An 18,948-nucleotide genomic window follows, 5' to 3' on the forward strand; every position below is an offset into this window, starting at 1 on the left:
GCGGGTTGCTCCCAATAACCATAGACCCGCTCGTGGCGGTTCGGGTTCGCTTGCTCCCAGCTTTCCACTGGCTCGGCCTTCGGCGCTTTCTTGAGTTGCTCCTCGGTGATGTCGACGCGATATCCACCGAGCTTTTCATCGTAGTTCAGCATCGGCCAGGGAATCGGATAGTGGGTCCCACCGATACCGAGGAATCCCCCAAAACTCAGGACCGCGTAGGCGATGCGGCCGCCGGCCTTGTCGATCACTAGCCGCTCGACCTTCCCGATGCGCTTGCCCTGTGGATCATAGACCGCAGTGCCTTCGACGCGATCGCTTGCGATCAGGGAAGACGCAGTTCCGCTCTCCGTCGCGGGTGCGCGCTGTATTGTAGTCACCATTGATTGTCTCCTTGATTGGCATTCGAAATCAGAGCATCGGCCCCCAGATTACCAATCGATGGTTTCGGAGGCTTGCACCCTATTGCATGCAGCTAAGCGCTACGCTGCCATCGCGTCGGCTGCATTGATGGCCGTCAACGCACGTGCACGGTCTGCGGATGCTCGCGTTTGGTGAACTCGACGTCCAGCTCGCATAGCGACCTTTGCGTCAAGTGAAGAGCGTTGCGGCGTGTAAAGAACGCCAATTGAACGTCAGGGATCAGCGTCCATTGGCACGCTAGGCGTCGCTCACCGCTACTGAAGCCGCTAAACCACCGGCCGGGCTGGCCGATTCGAAGGTCGCGCAGCGCGTCCCCGCACGCGAGGACTGGCGATCTGACGCGACTTTTCCGGCCGTCAATGCTCGAGGAGCTAACGCGACCTGCAGCAGGCAAGCGACATTTCTACGAAACCTTAGCAAACAGATAGCATTGTGACCGGCCTCTCATGACCTGCTTCGACGGCGCGTCCTAGCTGACTGATGCGAATTTATACGCTCGTGTTTCCTTCGGCGACAATTACTTTGGAAGCGTAACGCGCGGTGGGCTCAGATTGCCCTCGAGAGCCTTCGGACGCGCATCAAGGACTCGTACTTGTCGAGGTATTCCTTTGCCATACGATTTGTGTGAAGCGTTCCTCGAAAGGTACACGTACCCTGCGGCGGTCAATCTGGCAGAGGCGGCTACTGCATGAAATGCTTCCTCCTCACCCTCGACCACGAAGCCCGTAACGTTTTCCTCCACTATCTCTGGCACCGAGCCGGATCGATAGGCAATTACTGGCGTCGCGCATGCCATTGCTTCGATCATAAAAGGCCGAACGGCTCTGGCCATTCGATTGGAAAACAGCCAATGGGGGCAATCTGTGCAATTCGCATGAATCCGAATCCAACGTCGACTGTTCGGGAGTGCCAAAGGGCGCAACTCACTGCCTCGACAGGAGATGGTCAATATCATGGTGCAGCCCAAGCTCCCCAACCTGCGACATCCGTGACGCCGCGGCCCCCCAACGCCGCTACGGTCGTATTGAGATGGACGGTTTCTTCGCGGGCCGCCCGCCGTAGCGGGCATGGCGTGATCCTCGCCGCGCCGACGCCTGCCAGCGCAGGAACACGTCCGCGAGTTCTAACAGCGCCGGACTTTGCGAACGATCAATGTGCCGTCGGGCCGGTGGTGGCGCTCGACTACTATCCGGCAGTCGTCCCAGGCGTAGCTACGCCACGCCGGCTCGCGCACGATCACGTCGCGTTCGACCACGCGAGGTGGAGGACGAACGACTTCTTCTTCCCAGACCTGAGCTGAGCTGGGCCATGCGGCCAAAGTCGTCATAATGACCGCAAGGCCTATCGCGAAAATTCTCATGCTGTCTCTCCTTGCAATTTGACCGGTTGGCAGTGGGGCCCAACGCTTGGCGATGTTGGATGTTGCCGTCGGTTGCGAAAATAAAGCACATGAGGCGCAGGCCGGAAATTGACGGCTGTCAAGGGCGCACTCGAGCGGCAGAGCTAGAAAAGCAGCCCGCGCCAGTTGGGCCACCAGACGCTCTCGAATGGTCCATATTGCTGATGCTGCTTTCTCGACCGGTGTGCTCAGATACGATCTTTGCTCTGCTTTGTCTTTACTTTGCGGCCGCCGGCACATGGCTCGCCGTTCTCGGAGGCACCTGGTATTATACGATGGCCGGAGTCGGCGTGCCCGCAGACTGCCTCGCGAGTAAGTCTACGTCACCTTCGGCTTACATCCCCATCTCGGAAAAGAATACCATCGATCTTGCCAAAACGGTGAGCCGACTGCACCCTCTTTACCATTCATATTGATGAGCGAGAATGGTGAGATGGATCATGAAAGAAATTGCAGGATGCGGGCTCTTCAGAAGCCGATTTTACAGAAGCCATGGACTCAACGAACTGGCGGAGGAAGTCACCCTGGCGCTGGGCTAAGATCAGGTGCCTCGGCATTTCAAATCAAGTCATGCTGCCCGGCATGAAGCAGCGGACCGTGGTTCCCATGTAGTCGCGGATCGGCCAAACCATGGTTCTTCCCACCCTGTTCGGCTCGGTGATGACGGCCTCATCCGGAACGTCAATCCATTGGTTGTCGAGCCGTACGCGGTAGTGGCCGTCGCGGGTTTCCCAATCGACATCGCTGACCGCCGTGCCGTCGGCGTCGGAGCAGCAGGGTCCCTTGCCCGATCTGAGCTGGTCGAACCAGGCTTTTAGCGGCGAATTGACGTGGCGGCCGTCGTCGCGGGCGTGCGCCGATAGTATCGGCGATGCCAGCGCCAGGATACAAGCAGCCGAAATGGCAATAGGTCGTTTCAAGCGCGTTGCGAACACATCAGTCTCGCGTCGGGATGTTGGAGCTTCGGGCGCGATCTGAATGGTAACGTCATGAGTCAACGCTGTCGTTGACAACGAGCAATTTTAGAATGATTGGGATTTGACCTGCATTGCGTGCGCGTGCATTGCGCAAGCTCTTCATCTGCGGGGTCTTGTCCTTCCAAAAGACCGCTTCGAACTTCAGGATGGCGCGATGGATCGCGAGGACGGTGTCGAGCTCTTCAATAACTACCGTGTCGATTTGACCGCTTTTCAGGCACTCTCGAGATGCGCCGCGGATCAACCAGTTGGATATCTCACTGACGCGCGAGATGTTTGGCAGCTCCCGGAAATGGGGTTCGTCGACGTCGGGCAACATTTCCGCCGCGGTACTGGCCAGAGCAATCGCACACTCGAAGTCACCATGCGGCCAATGCTCGATGGCGGCGTGGATCTGCCGCGATGCGGAGTTGGAACAGGTCTCGACGTGATGAGGGTTGCTGATCGCCTATTCTTCACGCTAGATGCGAGCCCTCACTGAGACGAATGCAGTTCGCTATTCGCAAGTGTGGAGAGGCGGGGCCATAGAGCGGATCGCCGCCCGGACAATTGATGTATACTAGTTCGAGTGTACCCGTCGCTGCAAAGCGCTCCACGTACCGGACAGGCAACTTGGGCAACGTTCCTTTGCAGGTAACGCCTCATCTCACAGCTCCATGAGAGGCGTATCTTGTCGAGCGGACACTGTGCGATCATGCGCGCCACGAACGCCGACGGCGCGGCGAGGGGTAGTCACCGACTGATCAGTTCTTGCCAGCTATCGGCCAGCAATGCCGGGTTCCATTCCTGAATTGACAGCGGTCAACGCTTCCTCTCCAGGAGCGGGCTAGCGTGGGTTATTCATTCGGGATTGGCCATGCGAAAGATGATGCAAGGCATCGCCACGGTTTTCGCGATCGCTGTCGTATCGCCAGCGTTCGCCCAAGGCAACGTACGCTACGAGTTGCTCCCTGAGCCGGATGTCAAATCCAACACCTCTTATCGGACGGCTACGGCCTATGTAGTCGACAAGAAGGAAAATCAAATGTTTGTATGTTCGGCGCGCTACAACTATCGTGACCTGACAGCGAACAATGGTTCGTGCGTCAAGCTCGACCCGACGATCGGCCGGCCATCGCTAAACGAGACATATGTGGCCCATCCAGTGACGGGGTCCACGATATTGAACCCGTTCCTGCCGGTGATCTGGTTTATCCATCCAGGCAGCGGCGATGTTCAGTTTTGCGCCATTCGTCACGCCGGCCTATGCGTGAAAATTAGTCTGCCGTGAAGGACAGAGGAGTCACATCATGACCGTGACGGAGGCCACCCGTACTATCGAACTACCTTCAGGTGAACACATTCCAATGCTCGGCCAAGGGACCTGGCACCTGGCCGAGAATCCGCTGAACCGGACCAACGAGATCAAAGCGCTACGTCTGGGCATCGATCTCGGCATGAATCTGATCGACACGGCCGAAATGTACGCCGACGGTGGCGCCGAAAGGCTTGTCGGCGAGGCCATCAAGGGACGGCGCGACGAGAGTTTTCTGGTGAGCAAGGTGCTGCCTCAGAACGCCACACGACAGGGCACGATAGCGGCTTGCAACCGAAGTCTTGCCCGGCTTGGGGTGCATGAGATCGATCTCTATCTGCTGCATTGGCGAGGACTCACTCCGCTGGAAGAAACCGTCGATGCTTTCGAGGCTTTGGTGGGCGCAGGCAAGATTCGGAACTGGGGCGTCAGCAATTTCGATATCGGCGACATGCAGGAACTCGTCGACTTGCCCAATGGTGCCAACGTCGCGGCCGATCAGGTGCTCTACAATCTCGAGCGTCGGGGCATCGAGTTCGACCTCATGCCATGGTGCCAGAGCAGCGGCGTCCCCGTTATGGCCTATTCGCCGATCGAGCAGGGCCGAGTGTTGCGTCATGTCACACTCAAGACCATTGCCGCTCGTCTCGGCGCGACCCCGGCACAAGTGGCGCTGGCATGGGTGCTACGCCAGGACGGCGTATGTGCGATACCGCAGTCGGGCAAGCCGGAACATGTTCGCGAGAATCGTGGCGCCCTAGACGTTCGCTTGACGCCACAGGATCTCGCCGATCTCGATGAAACCTTTCCGCCGCCGCACCGCAAACAACCTCTGGCGACGCATTGAGCCCAGTTCGGGAGCCATCCTAACATGAGTACACAAATCCGCCACATCGTCTGTCCGCATTGCACAAGCATCAACCGAATTCCGGCCGGGAAGGATGCGCGCCGGGCGAAATGCGGCCATTGCCACCAACTCCTGTTTACGGGGCATCCGACGCCGGTTTCCGCTCGCGCCTTTGCCACCCACATCCAGCGCAACGATATTCCCGTCGTGGTCGATTTCTGGGCGGAGTGGTGTGGGCCCTGCAAGGGGATGGCACCGGCTTTTGAGCGCGCCGCCGGCGAGTTCGAACCCGAACTTCGTTTTCTGAAGGTTGACACAGAGGCCGAGGCCGATCTGTCAGGCCGTTACAACATTCGAAGCATTCCAACGCTGATGCTATTCCATAAAGGCAATATCGTCGCCCAACGCACTGGAGCTGTGGGTGCCGAGGCGTTGCGCCAATGGTTACGCCAGCATGCGCCATCGGCCGCGCCTGCAGCCTCATGAGTACACCATCACAGTCTTGATGTTGACGAACTCCCTGATGCCGTAGCAGGACAATTCACGCCCATAGCCGCTTTCCTTGATGCCTCCAAAAGGCACTCTCGGATCGGAACGAACGTTGTCGTTGACGAAGACCATTCCCGATTCAATCTCGAACTCTGCAATCCTTTCTCCGCGCACAAGATCGCGGGTGATCACGCCGCCGCCAAGTCCGAATGGGCTGTCGTTCGCGACCGCAATCGCCTCGGCCTCGTTCCGGGTCGGGATGATTGCCGCAACCGGACCGAACAATTCCTCTTCATAGGCCGGCATGCCTTTCCCTACGTCGGTGAGGACTGTCGGCGGATAGTAGGCTCCCGGATGATTGGGCACCTTGCCGCCGAGGAGGAGGCGCGCTCCCTTTCCGACGCTTGCGACGACCTGCCGGTGCAAGGAGTCGCGCAAATCGTGCCGCGCCAGCGGACCTATCTCTGTCCCATGTTCGAATGGGTCTCCCATCTTGGTCTGGCTCATCAGCTCGACAAAGCGTTTCTCGAAAGCCGGCCTGGCCTTTTCGACCACGATGAATCGCTTGGCAGCGATGCAGCTCTGGCCCGAATTCAGCAGCCGGCCCCTGGCGCATATGGCGGCGGCGGAATCGGTATCGGCATCTTCCAGGATCAGATAGGGGTCGCTGCCGCCCAGCTCGAGCACCGTCTTCTTGAGCATGGCGCCAGCCTTGCTCGCGACTGCGCGCCCGGCGGCGCCGCTGCCCGTCAGGGTCACCCCGCGCACGAGCGGATGCTCGATCACGGCCTCGACTTGCTTGCTTGTGATCATCAATGTGCGGAGCAGATTTTCGGGAAAGCCGGCGTCGCGAAAGATCTGTTCGATCGCAAGCGCACAACCCGGAACGTTCGAGGCATGCTTGAGCAACGCGGCATTGCCCGCCATCAGGCTCGGTGCTGCGAAACGAAAGACCTGCCAGAATGGAAAATTCCAGGGCATGACCGCCAACACTACCCCGAGCGGGTTGAACGCGACGAAAGTCCTGCATGCTTCCGTCCATACCGGCTGACGTGTCAGGAAATTCTCCGCATTGTCGGCAAAGTACTCGCAAGTCTTGGCGCATTTCTCGGCCTCTGCAACACCCTCGTGGAAGGGCTTTCCCATCTCCTCCGCCATCAACTTTGCATATTCGCGCGCCTCCTTGTTCAGGATCTCGGCTGCGTTGCGCATCAGCGAAGCGCGGTGTTCGAAACCGGTGCGGCGCCAGGCGAGGTAATCCTGGTGAACCGTGCCGACGACGTCTTGCGCCTTCTCGGTCGACCATTCCTCATATGTCGCAAATGGCTCACCGGTGGTGGGGTTGACGGATTGAAATGTCATCGCGGATGGTCCTCGCATCGCGCTCGGCCGGGCGGCACTCGCTGCGTCGATCACCATGAGTATGCGGGGTTCGATAGACCATGACGGCCGTCAATTTGCGCTCTTGCAATGCAAGCTTTGATTATCGCCAGCTCTGGTCCACGCACGCCTTGGGCTGTTCGCCGCGGTCCTGGGCCAGCGACGGGTAGTCGGTGTATCCCTTCTCACCTCCGCCGTAGTAACTGCTGGGATCATCGGCGTTGAGTGCCGCGCCCAGACGCAGACGGTCTGGCAAGTCGGGGTTGGCGAGGAATTTCCGGCCGTACGCGATCAGATCGGCCCATCCCTCCCGAAGCCACTGCGCTCCGCTCTCGGCATCGAAGCCGCCTGCCACGATCAGGGTTCCCCTGAACCTGTTCCGGACCAGCTTCGCCATATCCAGAGCGGCTGGATCCGGTTCTTTCCCGCTTTGCATCTGCTCGAGCGCGGGGTTGACCATATGCAGATAGGCCAACCCGTATTCGCTCAGGCGTTCGGCCACATAGCCAAAGGTTGCTTGTGGGTTGTCGTCATGTATGTCGTTCAATTTTCCCAACGGGGATATGCGCACGCCGATGCGATCCGGTCCCCAGACCGGCGTCAGGGCCTCGACGATTTCAAATAGCAGGCGGGTGCGGCTCTCCACCGCGCCGCCATAGGCGTCGGCGCGCCGATTGGTGCCGCTTTCGATAAACTGGTCGAGCAAATAGCCGTTGGCTGCATGGATCTCCACGCCGTCGAAATCGGCCGCCACTGCATTCCTTGCCGCACGCACATATTGCGCCACCACGTAGGGCATCTCCTCGATGTCAAGCGCGCGGGGTCGTACAAAGGGAACGAGCGTGCCTTCCCCCCGCTCGTTTTCGATGAAGGCCTTTCCAGCAGGGATGATGGCCGAGGGAGCGACGGGCAGCATGTTGTCGGGCTGTAGCGCAGGATGTGAAATGCGGCCGACGTGCCAGAGCTGGCAAAACATCAGGCCCGCCGCCTGATGCACCGCGTCGGTAATACGTTGCCACGCCTCGACCTGCTCGCGGCTATGAATGCCGGGTGTCCAGGCATAGCCCTGACCCTGCATCGACACCTGCGTCGCTTCGCTGACGATCAGCGCCGCCGAGGCGCGCTGCGCATAGTAGCAGGCCGCCAACGCGCCCGGCACATTGCCGGGCTGTCGAGCGCGCGAGCGCGTCAGCGGGGCCATAACCACGCGATGGGACAGATTGAATGGACCAAGGCGGTACGGCAGGAACAGTGGTGCGGTATCCGTCTTCCGGCTCGCTTCTTGCGTTGGTGTCGCTGTCACCACGTCATCCATCGCCTGCTCCTGCATAGAGAAGAACCTCATTGCAATCCTAGCCACCTCGAGAACCGCCCTCACTGACGATTGTCAACCAAACGGGTCAGAGCAACGATATGACTAAGACAAAATGGTTGGAACGCGTCATCCGCCAGACTATCGCTGCAGTCATTCAATCGAGATGGCCTCCGATCGATGGCCGGACGAAGCCCGGCGATCGGAGACCGAGCTGCGGTTCGTCTGCACGGCCTGCGGTAACCGGGGCGCTGATGTACGGCCGCACGTTGCGCCTGCCCTCATGGGCACGATGCAATGAAAGAGGCCGCCAACTGATGCGGCCCTGCTTCAGCGTTATGACTTCACCGGTGCCTTGCAGGTCTTGCAGCCGTCCTCGGTATTAACGTCTTAAGGCGATTCGGGATGAGATCGACGGTTGACGCGTCTTCGTTGTCCTGAAAGAGGCTGGCCGTGCCGGTCCATGGTCTTTCATGACGAACCGCCAAATTCATGCACTCGGCATTCGTTCAGATCAAATTAGGCCACCGTAATTGTAAGATAGGCCACTCGATGTCGGTGGCACACAGCAAGGCCTTTGATGATGCAGTGATTGCCATCCTGGAGGCACGCGCCAAACACTGAGGATAAACGTGGTAGCGCGATATCAAAACCTCCAGCTTGCGACCGGCCTTCACCACTTCAGCATTTTCATCGCTCCTTGTGGCGACCTGATAAAGTTCCTCCACCGCCTCTTTGGACCGCGGCTTGGTCGCGTCCTGCGCTTGCGAAACGGAAAGGCGTTTCAGCGCGTCAGATCTTCAATCAAATGCTTCTCCAGCAATGCGTCAGCTTGCCCCAGTAGCCCGGCTGCTGGTCTGGCGGACGTCATCTGTCCGCGGACGTTACACTTTGGTTGATCTGCGCCTTCAAGGGGGCCATGACTGTTCTTCCGCCTACGCTTGATTTCCAACTTTCGTTCTTACACCGCACGCAGCGTCAGCGTGTCGTGACTGCGATCAATTATTGCGGTCCGTAAGGAGCTCCTTGGCGGCCGATTACGTATTCTTACGGTACGGAGATCTATAAAAAGGTCGGATCATCAGGGCGATAACAGGGTTAGTGTGGTGGGAATTGGCAGCATGAAGAAGAACGAGAACAGGAAGGTGCAGCGATGAAGGCGAAACCGCGCGCACTAGACTACTATCGGCGAATGTTAGCCGCGCAGAACCATGCGATGAAACAGCTCGATGAGCATGCCAAGATAATGCTGATTGCCAGGAGCCAGGAGGTTCCAGTCAATTCGGAGCCGGCGGCCCATTGGTACTTCGTAATTTCGGGAGCGGTTCGGCGATCCGCCATCCGTTCAGACGGGCGGCGGCAGATTCTCGACTTGATGTTGCCGGGAGATTTCTTCGTCGTCGTCGATGGAAACGAAGATCTAACGGTTGAGGCGATCGCCGAGGAAACAGCGTTGGCTAGTTACTCTAGTCAAAGGGTCGAGCAATTGGCGCAGCGCGATGTGGAGTTCGCCCGCGAGCTCCGCAGTGTCGCATTTCAGACCCTGTCGCGGATTCAGGACCAATTGCTGATCATCGGCGGCGTAAGGGCGGTCGAAAAGGTCGGTTCATTCCTGCTTGCGTTGGCGAGCCGTTCGTCGAATGATAAGGGGCAGGTCGTATTGCCCCTGACCCGTTACGACATCGCCGAGTATCTGTCAGTTTCGGTCGAAACCGTTTGTCGTTGCTTCACTAGCCTGCAGCAGCGCGGCGCGATCACGCTGTCGGGAAAACGCACCGTCAGGATTATCGATCGAAATGTCTTAAGGAGAAGAACGAACATGATTCCGTGCGGCTCGGCGGCTAGCAATTCCGACCCAACTTATCGACCTGAGCTATAGCGCTGACCACGAACTGCGTTAGGCCAGCCGCGCCCTGATGCCGAGACAAAGCGCTTCCGCAGTTTGATCGCATGCCGAGCCGCACCATTATACGCGCGCGCTGAGCCTCGATCGTGCGCACGCTAAGGCCCGCTGATGAGCGGTCATCTTATTGGAGCTGTCGTCGATCAGCGACTGAAGTGCTTTGCTTTCGCGTAAGGATATTGACGCGGCGCGTGGCATCGGCGGTCCTTCGGCATGAACAGTCGTCCCTCCGTTCACGAAGGCGGCCTCAATGGCTTCCAGCTATGCTTGCTCGCTATGTGGTGTCTCAGAAATTCGAGTACGCCCGCATGGCGCGAGCAGCAACCTGAATACTGCCTGGGCCGCCATGGCGATGGCCGCAAATGGTCTCGGATGCGATGCCGCGCCTCCAACACTTCAATGCCGCTTGTGGCCGGAAGGCCAAACATCCAGCGGGGCGTAGCACTCCATTGTGCTTATCGCCAGCCCGGCGCCGATATCGCCGGAAATGCAGGACTTCAGGACGAGGCTGATAGTCTGTGAAGCGAGATGTTCGAGGCGGCGCTCCTGTCGACCTTGCTTCAGGATTCTGAGGCGATAAGAAGAATCAGCCGGTAAGAAGCTACAGGTTGGGAAAGTTTGCAAGCCGGGCTGCCATTGTCCCTGCCGGAACAATGCGATCTTGCCCTAGCAATAACAGACGAACACGCAAAGTTGCGGTCACAAACTTGGTTGCGGACCGTGCCGCCAAGGCGCCTGGGTAATTGCATATGGCTTCGAGAAGCCACGTGGGAGTAGGTGATGCAGCGCCTTCGCTGACGAGCGGTTGCCCAGTTAGGCGCAAAAGCTGATCAATTGCTCACGGCGTGTTTCGGCTTCTAGCACCGCAAGGCGAACACAGCGGTTGGGTCCTATGACATGCGGCGGCGGAGGAACACGTACCCGAGTAGAGAAGATCGCGCTCTTTATCGACGCGGAAAACCTTCATCTCAGTGCGAAAGCTCTCGGCTTTGACCTCGACTATCGAAAAGTGCTCGAGAAATTCCGCAGTCGGAGGGACTGTCTTGCGCGCCATCTACTACATAGCAAATAGCTCAGAATCAGGAGCAGCATTCCAGTATTCGGCCGCTTGTCGATTGGCTGGCTTATAACGGCTTCAGTATCGTATCGAAGTCAACCAAGGAGTATGTGGACGCTGGCAGACGACGGAAAGTCAGAGGCAATGTGCACATGTCGATGCGATGGTGTTGGTGGAGCAACTAGACGAGATGGTGCTATTCTCAGGAAGCGGAAATTGTCAGCCTGTCGTTAAGGCAAGTGCGGCGACAAGGGGTGCGCGTCAATGTCGTTTTCGATGATTACGACGAGCCCGGCAATGGCCGCTGACGAATTGCGTAGACGAGCAGACTGCTTTTGTCGATCTCGCTAATCTGCGTAGCGATTGTGCCCGGCATCTAACGGTAAGGGCTTCGATTGGAGGTCTGAACTCGAAAGAATTTGCTCTTCTGCTTTCCTAAAAAGGGCCTATCGGCGCTATGCGCTGGGTCGGTCAATGGCGATAGCGTAGGCGTTGCGTTCCTTCGCCATAAGCGCAGAGGCCGATCGGCCGGCTTGATTGACGTCCCGCGCTGGCACAAGATTGCTGCTCTGAATCCGAAGCTTGCTACTTCGAATCCGAGGCGGGTGACGCTGAATCGGCTCCTGGCTTGGGGTCCTTAATCAGCACGGCAGGTTCGTCGTACCCCTTGCGGCTGCTGTAAAAGAGCAGGGCCATGAGTCCGAAGCCGAGGACAAGCGAGAAGGTCACGCCGAGTGCCATGGCAATGTAACCCGATGCGGGTACCTCGGCATCTCCGAGGCGCAAGCCCTCATTTGCAACGAAACCGGCGGCTGCCAGCAGCAACAACAATAGAATGATGACCAGCCACGAACCGAGGCCCTTGGGAATTGACATCAGTCGTTCCTTTTTTTTGAACGCAGGATTGGCTCTGTTCAGTTTTCTGCGGCTTCAGCCGCCATGCTTCCTGCGATCCAGCGTCTCCATGGTGTGGATATCCTGAACTAGGCAACGCAGCCCGTGCAGCTGATCCAGCAGGTGCAAGATTATCGAAATGCCTTCGTCGTTTACGCCGAAATCGGCCTTGAGGTCCTGGATCAAGCGCACCCGCGCAAGTTCGGCATCAGAAAAGTCCAATCTTCTTTTGGCAGCGATGGGGATAAGCCATTCCGCTTCGATCCACACATTTAGTGTCGGGAGGTCGAGATGTGATCGGTCGATGAATTCCTGCATTTGCATGTCAAACCCCCATAGACTGCCGCGGGCTTTCCGTGGCCGGCTGCCATCGGGCGACGAATTTCTCGAGTTCCGGATCCCGCTTTTGCGGCAGCACCAGCTTCAGTGTAATGTATTGGTCGCCCTTGCCACCGTCAGGACGCGGAACGCCGCGCCCCTTGAGCCGGAGCAAGCGACCGGTGCTCGACCATTTCGGCACCGTCACCGTAACCGTCCCACTCGGCGTAGGGACGCTGATCTTTGCGCCCAGCACCGCTTCCTTCAGCGAGATCGGTAGATCCAGATAGATGTCGTCGCCTTTGCGGGTGAAGTAGGGGTGCGGCTGAACGCTGATCTCGATCAGGGCATCGCCGGGTTGACCTTCGCCGGCCGCCAGACGGCCTTTGCCTTTCAGACGCAGTGTCTGGCCGTCCCGCACACCCGGAGGAATGTTGACCTCGAGCCTGGATCCATCGGGAAGCACAAGCGATTGCTTGCCGCCGTTGACGGCATCGAGGAAGGCGAGGTCGATATGATAGCGGACATCTTGGCCCCGTCTGCGGCTGCCGCGGCCCGCGCGACCGAAAATCTCCGAGAGGATATCCTCGCTACCGGAAAAGTCGCCAAAATCGGCAAAACCGGAATTGCTGGTGTAGGTCGACCAGCCGTCCTGATCGGCGAAATCCCGATAGTACCGCCGCCTCGGTCGCTCAGCGCCCGAACTGTCGATCTCGCCGTGATCAAAGCGTGCACGTTTCTCCGGATCGTTCAACAGATCATAGGCGGCGGAGAGTTCCTTAAATTGTTCCTCGGCGGCCTTGTCGCCGGGATTGAGGTCAGGATGCGATTTCTTCGCGAGACGGCGATAGGCCTTCTGGATATCTGCTTGCGTGGCATCCTTTTTTACTCCCAGCGTCGTATAGGGGTCTGCAGCCAATATCCGCTCCCGTTCTTTTATACGCGGTTGGGCCGCGCGCAGCCCGCCTCACTGTCGTGTTGCCTGCGGAGATGGCTGTCGGGCTTTGGCTACCGCGACGCGCGCCGGCCGCAGTAAACGGTCGTGCAGCGTGTAGCCATTCTCGAGAACCTGAACCACATTGCGGGACGGCTGTCCGGCTGCATCGATCTCCAGCACCGCTTCGTGTTTCTCGGGGTCGAACGGTGCGTCCAGCGCCTTCATCTCCTCCACGCCGAACCGCTTCAGGACCTCCGTCAGGATGCGGTCAGTTGCTGTCACGCCTTCGATCAATGGATCCTGCTGGCCAGTGTCAGCCCGGTTACTGCCGGCACCGATCGCCCGCCGCAGATTGTCGACCACCTGCAGCAGTTCGCGGGCGAAGCTCGCGATAGCGTACCTCCGTGCCTCCTCTGTGCGCCGCTCGCCTTGCCGGCGGGTATTCTCGGTCTCGGCGAGCGCGCGCATCAAACGTTCCCTCAAAAGTTCATTCTCGACCTCGAGATCGCCGCTCCCGGTCTCGACGCTGTTCACCTGCGTTTCGCGGCTATTCGCCTGCGCCTTATTAGGATCCTCGTCCACGGGGTTTGTTGCCATGTCATTCGCCTGTTTTCATGTGCGAGTTCGCGCTTCACGATCCTCATCGATCGCGCGGGTCGACTTCCTCGAATTCGGCATCGACGACGTCTTCACCGGAAGAACCGCTTCCGCTCGACGACGCCTGTGCGTCGGCGCCTTGCGAGGCGGCGCGGTTCAGTGCCTCGCCGATCCTGACGGCGGTCTGTTGCAAACGATCCGTCGCTTGGCGAATCGATTGCGGGTTTTCGGCAGTGAGGGCCTGCTTTGCATCGGAGACTGCCTGCTCGACCTCCTTCTTGAGATTGGCAGGGATCTTGGATTCCGATTCCTTCAGGGCCTTTTCAGTGCTGTAGATCGCCGCATCGGCTTGGTTGCGTGCTTCGACGAGTTCCTTGCGGCGCTTGTCCTCCTCGGCGTGGGCTTCGGCTTCCCTGACCATCTTCTGGATATCCGCCTCGCTAAGACCACCGGAGGCCTGGATCCGGATGCTTTGCTCCTTGCCGCTGGCCTTGTCCTTGGCGGAGACATTGACAATGCCATTGGCATCGATATCAAAGGTGACTTCGATCTGTGGCACGCCGCGGGGTGCCGGCGGAATCCCGACGAGGTCGAATTGCCCCAGCAGCTTATTGTCGGCTGCCATTTCCCGTTCGCCTTGAAAGACGCGAATGGTGACCGCCGTCTGGTTGTCTTCCGCAGTTGAGAATACCTGGCTCTTCCTGGTCGGAATGGTTGTATTGCGGTCGATCAGCTTGGTCATAACACCGCCCAGCGTCTCGATGCCCAGCGACAGGGGCGTCACGTCGAGCAGCAGCACGTCCTTGACGTCGCCCTGAAGCACGCCGGCCTGAATTGCGGCGCCGATCGCCACCACTTCGTCCGGGTTGACGCCCTTGTGCGGTTCACGCTGAAACAAGTTCTGCACGGTTTCCTGCACTTTCGGCATGCGGGTCTGGCCGCCAACCAGCACCACTTCGTTGATGTCGGACGCCTGCAGCCCGGCATCCTTCAACGCTGCCTTGCAGGGTCCGACGGTGCGCTCGATCAGATCGTCGACCAGCGCCTCCAGCTTCGCCCGGGAGAGCTTGATATTGAGATGTTTCGGCCCGTTCTGGTCGGCCGTGATGAAGGGCAAGTTGACGTCGGTCTGGGTGGCGCTCGAGAGCTCGATCTTGGCCTTCTCGGCGGCATCTTTGAGCCGCTGTAGTGCAAGGCGATCCCTGCGCAAATCGATGCCGTTCTCCTTGCGAAATTCGTCTGCCAGATAGTCGATGATGCGCTTATCGAAATCTTCGCCACCGAGGAAGGTATCGCCGTTGGTAGCCTTCACCTCAAACACGCCATCTCCAACCTCAAGGATTGAAACGTCGAATGTGCCGCCGCCGAGATCGTAGACGGCGATCTTTCCGCTGCCCTTCTTGTCCAGGCCATAGGCCAGCGCGGCCGCGGTCGGCTCGTTGATGATACGGAGTACCTCGAGGCCGGCAATCCGTCCGGCGTCCTTGGTTGCTTGACGCTGGGCATCGTTGAAATAGGCCGGCACGGTTATTACAGCCTGCGTTACCTTATCTCCTAGATGGGCTTCGGCAGTTTCCTTCATCTTGGTCAGAATGAAAGCGCTGATCTGGCTTGGGCTGTACCTCTTGCCCCTCACTTCGACCCATGCGTCACCGTTGTCGCCGGGCACGATGTGATAAGAAACCATACCCTTGTCTTTCGCGGTGATCGGGTCGTCATAGCGCCGCCCGATTAGCCGCTTGATGGCGTAGACGGTGTTCTCCGGATTGGTGATGCTCTGCCGCTTGGCGGGTTGCCCGACAAGGACCTCACCTTCATCGGTGAAAGCGACCATCGACGGCGTCGTGCGGCCGCCCTCGGCGTTTTCAATGACCCTGGCCTTGCTTCCTTCCATCACGGCGACGCAGGAATTGGTGGTCCCGAGATCGATGCCGATTGCTTTCGCCATGACTGGCTCCTTTCGATGTAGTCGCGCTGGCTCGGTTGCGGAGCGGTCGTCGACCGCCAGATGTGTTGGTGTGATTTCGCATCAGCAGGTTGAGCGGGACGCGCAATGCGCCGGGAGGAGAACGATTTGCGCGCCCCGCAGCCGCGGGGCTAGGCGGCTTCCTTGACCTCGATCTTCTTCGGCTCCGGTTTGGCAGGCTTCGGAATCGTAATCTTCAGCACACCGTTCGACATGGTTGCCTGAACGCTCGAAGGGTCGATACCGGAAGGCAATTGCAGCACGCGATAGAACACGCCGTAGCTACGCTCGCTGTGCTGGACGTTCTTGTCCTTCTGCTGTTCTTCGACCTTCTTCTCGCCACGAATGGTGAGAGCGTCGTCCTCGATCGATATCTCGACGTCCTTGCGCTCGAGTCCGGGCATCTCGGCTGTAACTTCGATCGCCTTGTCACTTTCGGAAATTTCGATGTTCGGCACGATGTTCGCTTTGCCGCTCGGGCCGATGCCTTGCGCGAACTCGCTAAAAAGCCGATCGATCTCCCGATGCAGACCGAATAGCCCGAAATCGGGTCGCATCAATGCGCCCGCATCTCCAAACGGGACCAGTGATTTTAACCTCATTGCAATTCTCCTTCTTTGAGTGAAGTTCTGCTGGCTTGGGGAGGACTAGTAAGGCCGGACGACAATCCGGTCTTCGACCTTTGTGACGCCGGGCGCCGACCATGCAACACGTTCGGCTTCCTCGCGCTCGATCCAGGAGCGAACGGTGCCTTCCAGCACCACTTCGCTGCCCCTCACGTCCACGCTGATGCGCTCCGCATCAACCTCGGCGCTTCGTTTGAAGGCATCCTGGATCTTGCGCTGGATGTCGGTGGGCTGGACCTTGGGCTTCAGTGTAATGACGTTGGTGACGCCTTTCACTCCCTTGACCTTGCGGACCGCCGCGTCTGCGGTGGTCTTCTGGTATCGCCACTCCACCGTGCCTTCGAGCGTGATCCAGCCATCCTTGACGATGACCTTTATCTGGTCGTGGGAAATTGGCAGTTGTGACTTCAGCGCGGCAACTGCGTCTCGGGCGATGTCGGGATCCGGACGTTGGTCGATCGCTGGTAGCCGCACTTCGATGTCGTTTGCGACGGCAAGAACACCGGCGACCCGCTTCGCGGCTGTCTCGGCCTCAAGCCTGTCGGTGTAGCTGTGGGTGAACCCCGCTAGCGTGACGACACCATCCTTGACTGACACGGCAATATCGTCGGCATCCAGATCGGGATCCCATTTCAGTTCGTCCCGAACATCGCGCTCAATTTCGCTGTCGGATTTCATGTTGTTCTCCTGGTCTGCACGAGACTCGGTAAACTGTCTCACATCATTTTTGACGATAGAGTTCGAATCTATGCTGGCCAATGGAGGCGGCCATGACGACCATCAACTTCCTCACAAGGTTTTGTGCGGTCGATGAAGCCGTTTCCCGAGAGTGCTTCGCAATGCTGGCTCCAACGAACGATGAACTATGGCCGCCCCAAGGGTTCGTTCCCTAACCACGGATCGGGCCGCAGCGAGTGAAACGGGAGATCGTCGGTCGTTTTGGCGATATCGATTTCGTGGATGTGAACGGCCTCTCCGCCGTGGCGAAGCAGAATTTCCTGTGCCAATGCTTCCTTCTCCGGGGACTGAACCCGTACCCAGATCAGCAACCCGTCCCATTCGGCGGCAGGTTCCAATCCGCGAACCCGGTCACGCTGCATCACCCGTCGCAGCGGACGTATCGCAACGGCGGCCGCGACGACCCCGCCGAGGACAGAAACGAGGATAACGCTCGGTGGCGTTATTTCGCGTGATATGAGATAGAGCGCGATGACAAGGGCGACAACGCAGCCGACCACGCTGGCCGTGACGACTTCGAGGCCAAGCCGATCGTCTCCGCCTACGTAGGGCCTCCGCGCCGCTGCCGGTATGTCGGCAAGGTCGGCGGCCGGAATAGCCTGATAGTTTAGCCGCCGTTGCTGTTCATCGGGCGAGGCGCTGATGTCGATGTCGGCTCGGTCAAATCCCGAGGACAACAAATCCTGGGCGGCGGTGTCGAGCGCTCTCCGGGAATGGAAGACGCCCGTCACTTCTCGTGTGCGGAGCTGGTCAAGGACATCGGAAGGTCCGGACATCGGACGCGCGCTCCTGTCCGACTAGGACGATTTATAATGGTATTCCGTCAGCTTCTTTAGTTCCTCCTTTGATGCGCCGGGCAAGGTGATCTTTTGTCCGTTGTCGTCGATGGCGAGGCTCTCATAGGGCACGACTATCAGGCGGCCGCCGACGCCGAGGAACCCGCCGACCTGCAGCACAGCAAAGTTCACTTGCTTCTTGTCCGCGATGACATCATCGAGGGTCCCGATCTTTTCGTTCTTGTCGTTGATAACGTTGCTGCCGAGCAGCTTGCTCATGCGGTAGCCATTGGCTACAACCGAGAAGTCGACCTTGACGAGACTTACGCCGGCTTGCGGAAGTGCCGGAGTGGTAGTCAATGCCGTGATCGACGCGAGCGCAAACCAAATCATCCAGTCGGGAGCGGTCCTGTGCGCTGCCAAGGCGTGACTAGGTGAGTGCGGCGATGCAGTGCGGTTGTCAGAGTCAAGAGAGGCTCCAAGTCTGTTGAATGCAATCATGGGTATCTCCTGGGCTTGATCATCACTGCAGAATTAAACCCTCAATCCCGGCAGCGGCGATGACGGTTATCAATGTGGCGGACCGCTAATCGCTCGGGCACGTCCAACGCCGACCTGTTGGCTTGTCAGGCATGGCTGTCGGGGGCTTTGAATTGCCGAGGTCAGGGACGCGAAGTCAAACGGACCTTCATGACGGACACCATTGATGAAAAAGGGTCGATGTGCCGTTTACGCCACTGCGTACACCGCCCATGAAGTCGCGCCGTACTTTGTATCTGAACTGTCCCGTTTCAAGAACATGGCGCATCATTGTCTCGGAAAGCCTGAGCTTCTCGGCAATTAGCATGATCGTCGAAACACTCAGAATAACTTGGTTTCGAAACACATGCATTTTACAGAAGACGCCCGCCGCATCGGAAAATTCGGCGCTTTTGGCCGCGAGCTCGGTATAGGGATGCACTTCGGTTAGCGGAAAAGGGCGGAAGACAAATCGCATCTATCCTTCGAAATTCGCTTC

General features: G+C 58.6%; 20 protein-coding genes and 2 pseudogenes. 5 read left to right on the top strand and 17 right to left on the bottom strand.

Features of this window, described 5'->3' with window-relative positions; translation table 11 throughout:
• Positions 1-11: 11 nt before the first annotated feature.
• The 5 genes and pseudogenes from QA639_RS13010 to QA639_RS13030 form a co-directional block, all read right to left on the bottom strand.
• A pseudogene (locus QA639_RS13010) lies at positions 12-380 on the bottom strand (PRC-barrel domain-containing protein); the annotation flags it as partial.
• Positions 381-966: 586 nt separating this feature from the next.
• A pseudogene (locus QA639_RS13015) lies at positions 967-1,263 on the bottom strand (glycosyltransferase); the annotation flags it as partial.
• A 280-nt stretch (positions 1,264-1,543) separates the two neighbouring features.
• Complete coding sequence (locus QA639_RS13020; RefSeq protein WP_283089943.1) at positions 1,544-1,780, bottom strand: hypothetical protein; 237 nt, start codon at positions 1,778-1,780, stop codon at positions 1,544-1,546.
• 602 nt (positions 1,781-2,382) lie between these two features.
• Positions 2,383-2,739: a hypothetical protein gene (locus QA639_RS13025; RefSeq protein WP_283089944.1), complete on the bottom strand. Its 357-nt coding sequence runs from the start codon at positions 2,737-2,739 to the stop codon at positions 2,383-2,385.
• Between the two features lie 67 nt (positions 2,740-2,806).
• Positions 2,807-3,112: a hypothetical protein gene (locus tag QA639_RS13030; protein WP_283089945.1), complete on the bottom strand. Its 306-nt coding sequence runs from the start codon at positions 3,110-3,112 to the stop codon at positions 2,807-2,809.
• 540 nt (positions 3,113-3,652) lie between these two features.
• Between QA639_RS13030 and QA639_RS13035 the strand changes: the two genes are divergently transcribed.
• From QA639_RS13035 to trxC, 3 genes are read left to right on the top strand one after another with little or no spacing between them, the layout of a single operon-like run.
• A complete protein-coding gene (locus QA639_RS13035) occupies positions 3,653-4,066 on the top strand; it encodes a hypothetical protein (protein WP_283089946.1) in 414 nt (137 codons plus the stop codon).
• Between the two features lie 19 nt (positions 4,067-4,085).
• On the top strand, positions 4,086-4,937 hold the full coding sequence (locus tag QA639_RS13040) for an aldo/keto reductase (RefSeq protein WP_283089947.1): 852 nt from the start codon (positions 4,086-4,088) through the stop codon (positions 4,935-4,937).
• A gap of 24 nt (positions 4,938-4,961) precedes the next feature.
• The gene (trxC, locus tag QA639_RS13045) at positions 4,962-5,423 is read left to right on the top strand and encodes a thioredoxin TrxC (RefSeq protein WP_283089948.1); all 462 of its coding nucleotides are present in this window, start codon (positions 4,962-4,964) and stop codon (positions 5,421-5,423) included.
• On the opposite strand, the gene QA639_RS13050 is transcribed toward trxC, so the two are convergent.
• Positions 5,418-6,845: an NAD-dependent succinate-semialdehyde dehydrogenase gene (locus tag QA639_RS13050; RefSeq protein WP_283089949.1), complete on the bottom strand. Its 1,428-nt coding sequence runs from the start codon at positions 6,843-6,845 to the stop codon at positions 5,418-5,420. The genes trxC and QA639_RS13050 overlap by 6 nt on opposite strands.
• A 64-nt stretch (positions 6,846-6,909) precedes the next feature.
• The gene (locus QA639_RS13055; protein ID WP_283089950.1) at positions 6,910-8,121 is read right to left on the bottom strand and encodes an alkene reductase; all 1,212 of its coding nucleotides are present in this window, start codon (positions 8,119-8,121) and stop codon (positions 6,910-6,912) included.
• Between the two features lie 1,150 nt (positions 8,122-9,271).
• On the opposite strand from QA639_RS13055, the gene QA639_RS13060 reads away from it, so the two are divergent.
• Both QA639_RS13060 and QA639_RS13065 read left to right on the top strand, forming a co-directional pair.
• Entirely contained in the window at positions 9,272-9,997 is a 726-nt protein-coding gene (locus tag QA639_RS13060) for a helix-turn-helix domain-containing protein (protein ID WP_283089951.1), read from the top strand.
• 916 nt (positions 9,998-10,913) lie between these two features.
• Positions 10,914-11,093, top strand: coding sequence for an NYN domain-containing protein (locus tag QA639_RS13065; protein WP_283089952.1), 180 nt, complete (start codon positions 10,914-10,916; stop codon positions 11,091-11,093).
• A 570-nt stretch (positions 11,094-11,663) separates the two neighbouring features.
• Here QA639_RS13065 and QA639_RS13070 read toward each other — a convergent pair.
• From QA639_RS13070 to QA639_RS13115, 10 genes are all read right to left on the bottom strand, one after another.
• Positions 11,664-11,954, bottom strand: a complete 291-nt coding sequence (locus QA639_RS13070; protein WP_283089953.1) for a hypothetical protein — start codon at positions 11,952-11,954, stop codon at positions 11,664-11,666.
• Between the two features lie 54 nt (positions 11,955-12,008).
• Positions 12,009-12,296 (bottom strand): chaperone modulator CbpM, encoded by a 288-nt coding sequence (locus tag QA639_RS13075; RefSeq protein ID WP_283089954.1) that lies wholly within the window; start codon positions 12,294-12,296, stop codon positions 12,009-12,011.
• Position 12,297: 1 nt separating this feature from the next.
• Positions 12,298-13,209 carry a DnaJ C-terminal domain-containing protein gene (locus QA639_RS13080; RefSeq protein WP_283089955.1) on the bottom strand — a complete coding sequence of 304 codons (912 nt, stop codon included), beginning with the start codon at positions 13,207-13,209 and terminating at the stop codon, positions 12,298-12,300.
• Between the two features lie 48 nt (positions 13,210-13,257).
• A complete protein-coding gene (locus QA639_RS13085; RefSeq protein WP_283089956.1) occupies positions 13,258-13,824 on the bottom strand; it encodes a nucleotide exchange factor GrpE in 567 nt (188 codons plus the stop codon).
• A 43-nt stretch (positions 13,825-13,867) separates the two neighbouring features.
• On the bottom strand, positions 13,868-15,772 hold the full coding sequence (dnaK, locus tag QA639_RS13090) for a molecular chaperone DnaK (RefSeq protein WP_283089957.1): 1,905 nt from the start codon (positions 15,770-15,772) through the stop codon (positions 13,868-13,870).
• Positions 15,773-15,921: 149 nt separating this feature from the next.
• The gene (locus tag QA639_RS13095; protein ID WP_225645944.1) at positions 15,922-16,392 is read right to left on the bottom strand and encodes an Hsp20/alpha crystallin family protein; all 471 of its coding nucleotides are present in this window, start codon (positions 16,390-16,392) and stop codon (positions 15,922-15,924) included.
• Positions 16,393-16,437: 45 nt separating this feature from the next.
• Positions 16,438-17,094, bottom strand: a complete 657-nt coding sequence (locus QA639_RS13100) for a BON domain-containing protein (RefSeq protein WP_253587591.1) — start codon at positions 17,092-17,094, stop codon at positions 16,438-16,440.
• Positions 17,095-17,279: 185 nt separating this feature from the next.
• Positions 17,280-17,930 (bottom strand): hypothetical protein, encoded by a 651-nt coding sequence (locus QA639_RS13105; RefSeq protein ID WP_283089958.1) that lies wholly within the window; start codon positions 17,928-17,930, stop codon positions 17,280-17,282.
• 21 nt (positions 17,931-17,951) lie between these two features.
• A complete protein-coding gene (locus QA639_RS13110) occupies positions 17,952-18,431 on the bottom strand; it encodes a PRC-barrel domain-containing protein (protein WP_283089959.1) in 480 nt (159 codons plus the stop codon).
• A 187-nt stretch (positions 18,432-18,618) separates the two neighbouring features.
• Positions 18,619-18,927, bottom strand: coding sequence for a DsbA family protein (locus QA639_RS13115; protein ID WP_283089960.1), 309 nt, complete (start codon positions 18,925-18,927; stop codon positions 18,619-18,621).
• Positions 18,928-18,948 lie beyond the last annotated feature (21 nt).

Source organism: Bradyrhizobium pachyrhizi (genome assembly GCF_029714545.1).
Taxonomy (GTDB): Bacteria; Pseudomonadota; Alphaproteobacteria; order Rhizobiales; family Xanthobacteraceae; genus Bradyrhizobium; species Bradyrhizobium pachyrhizi.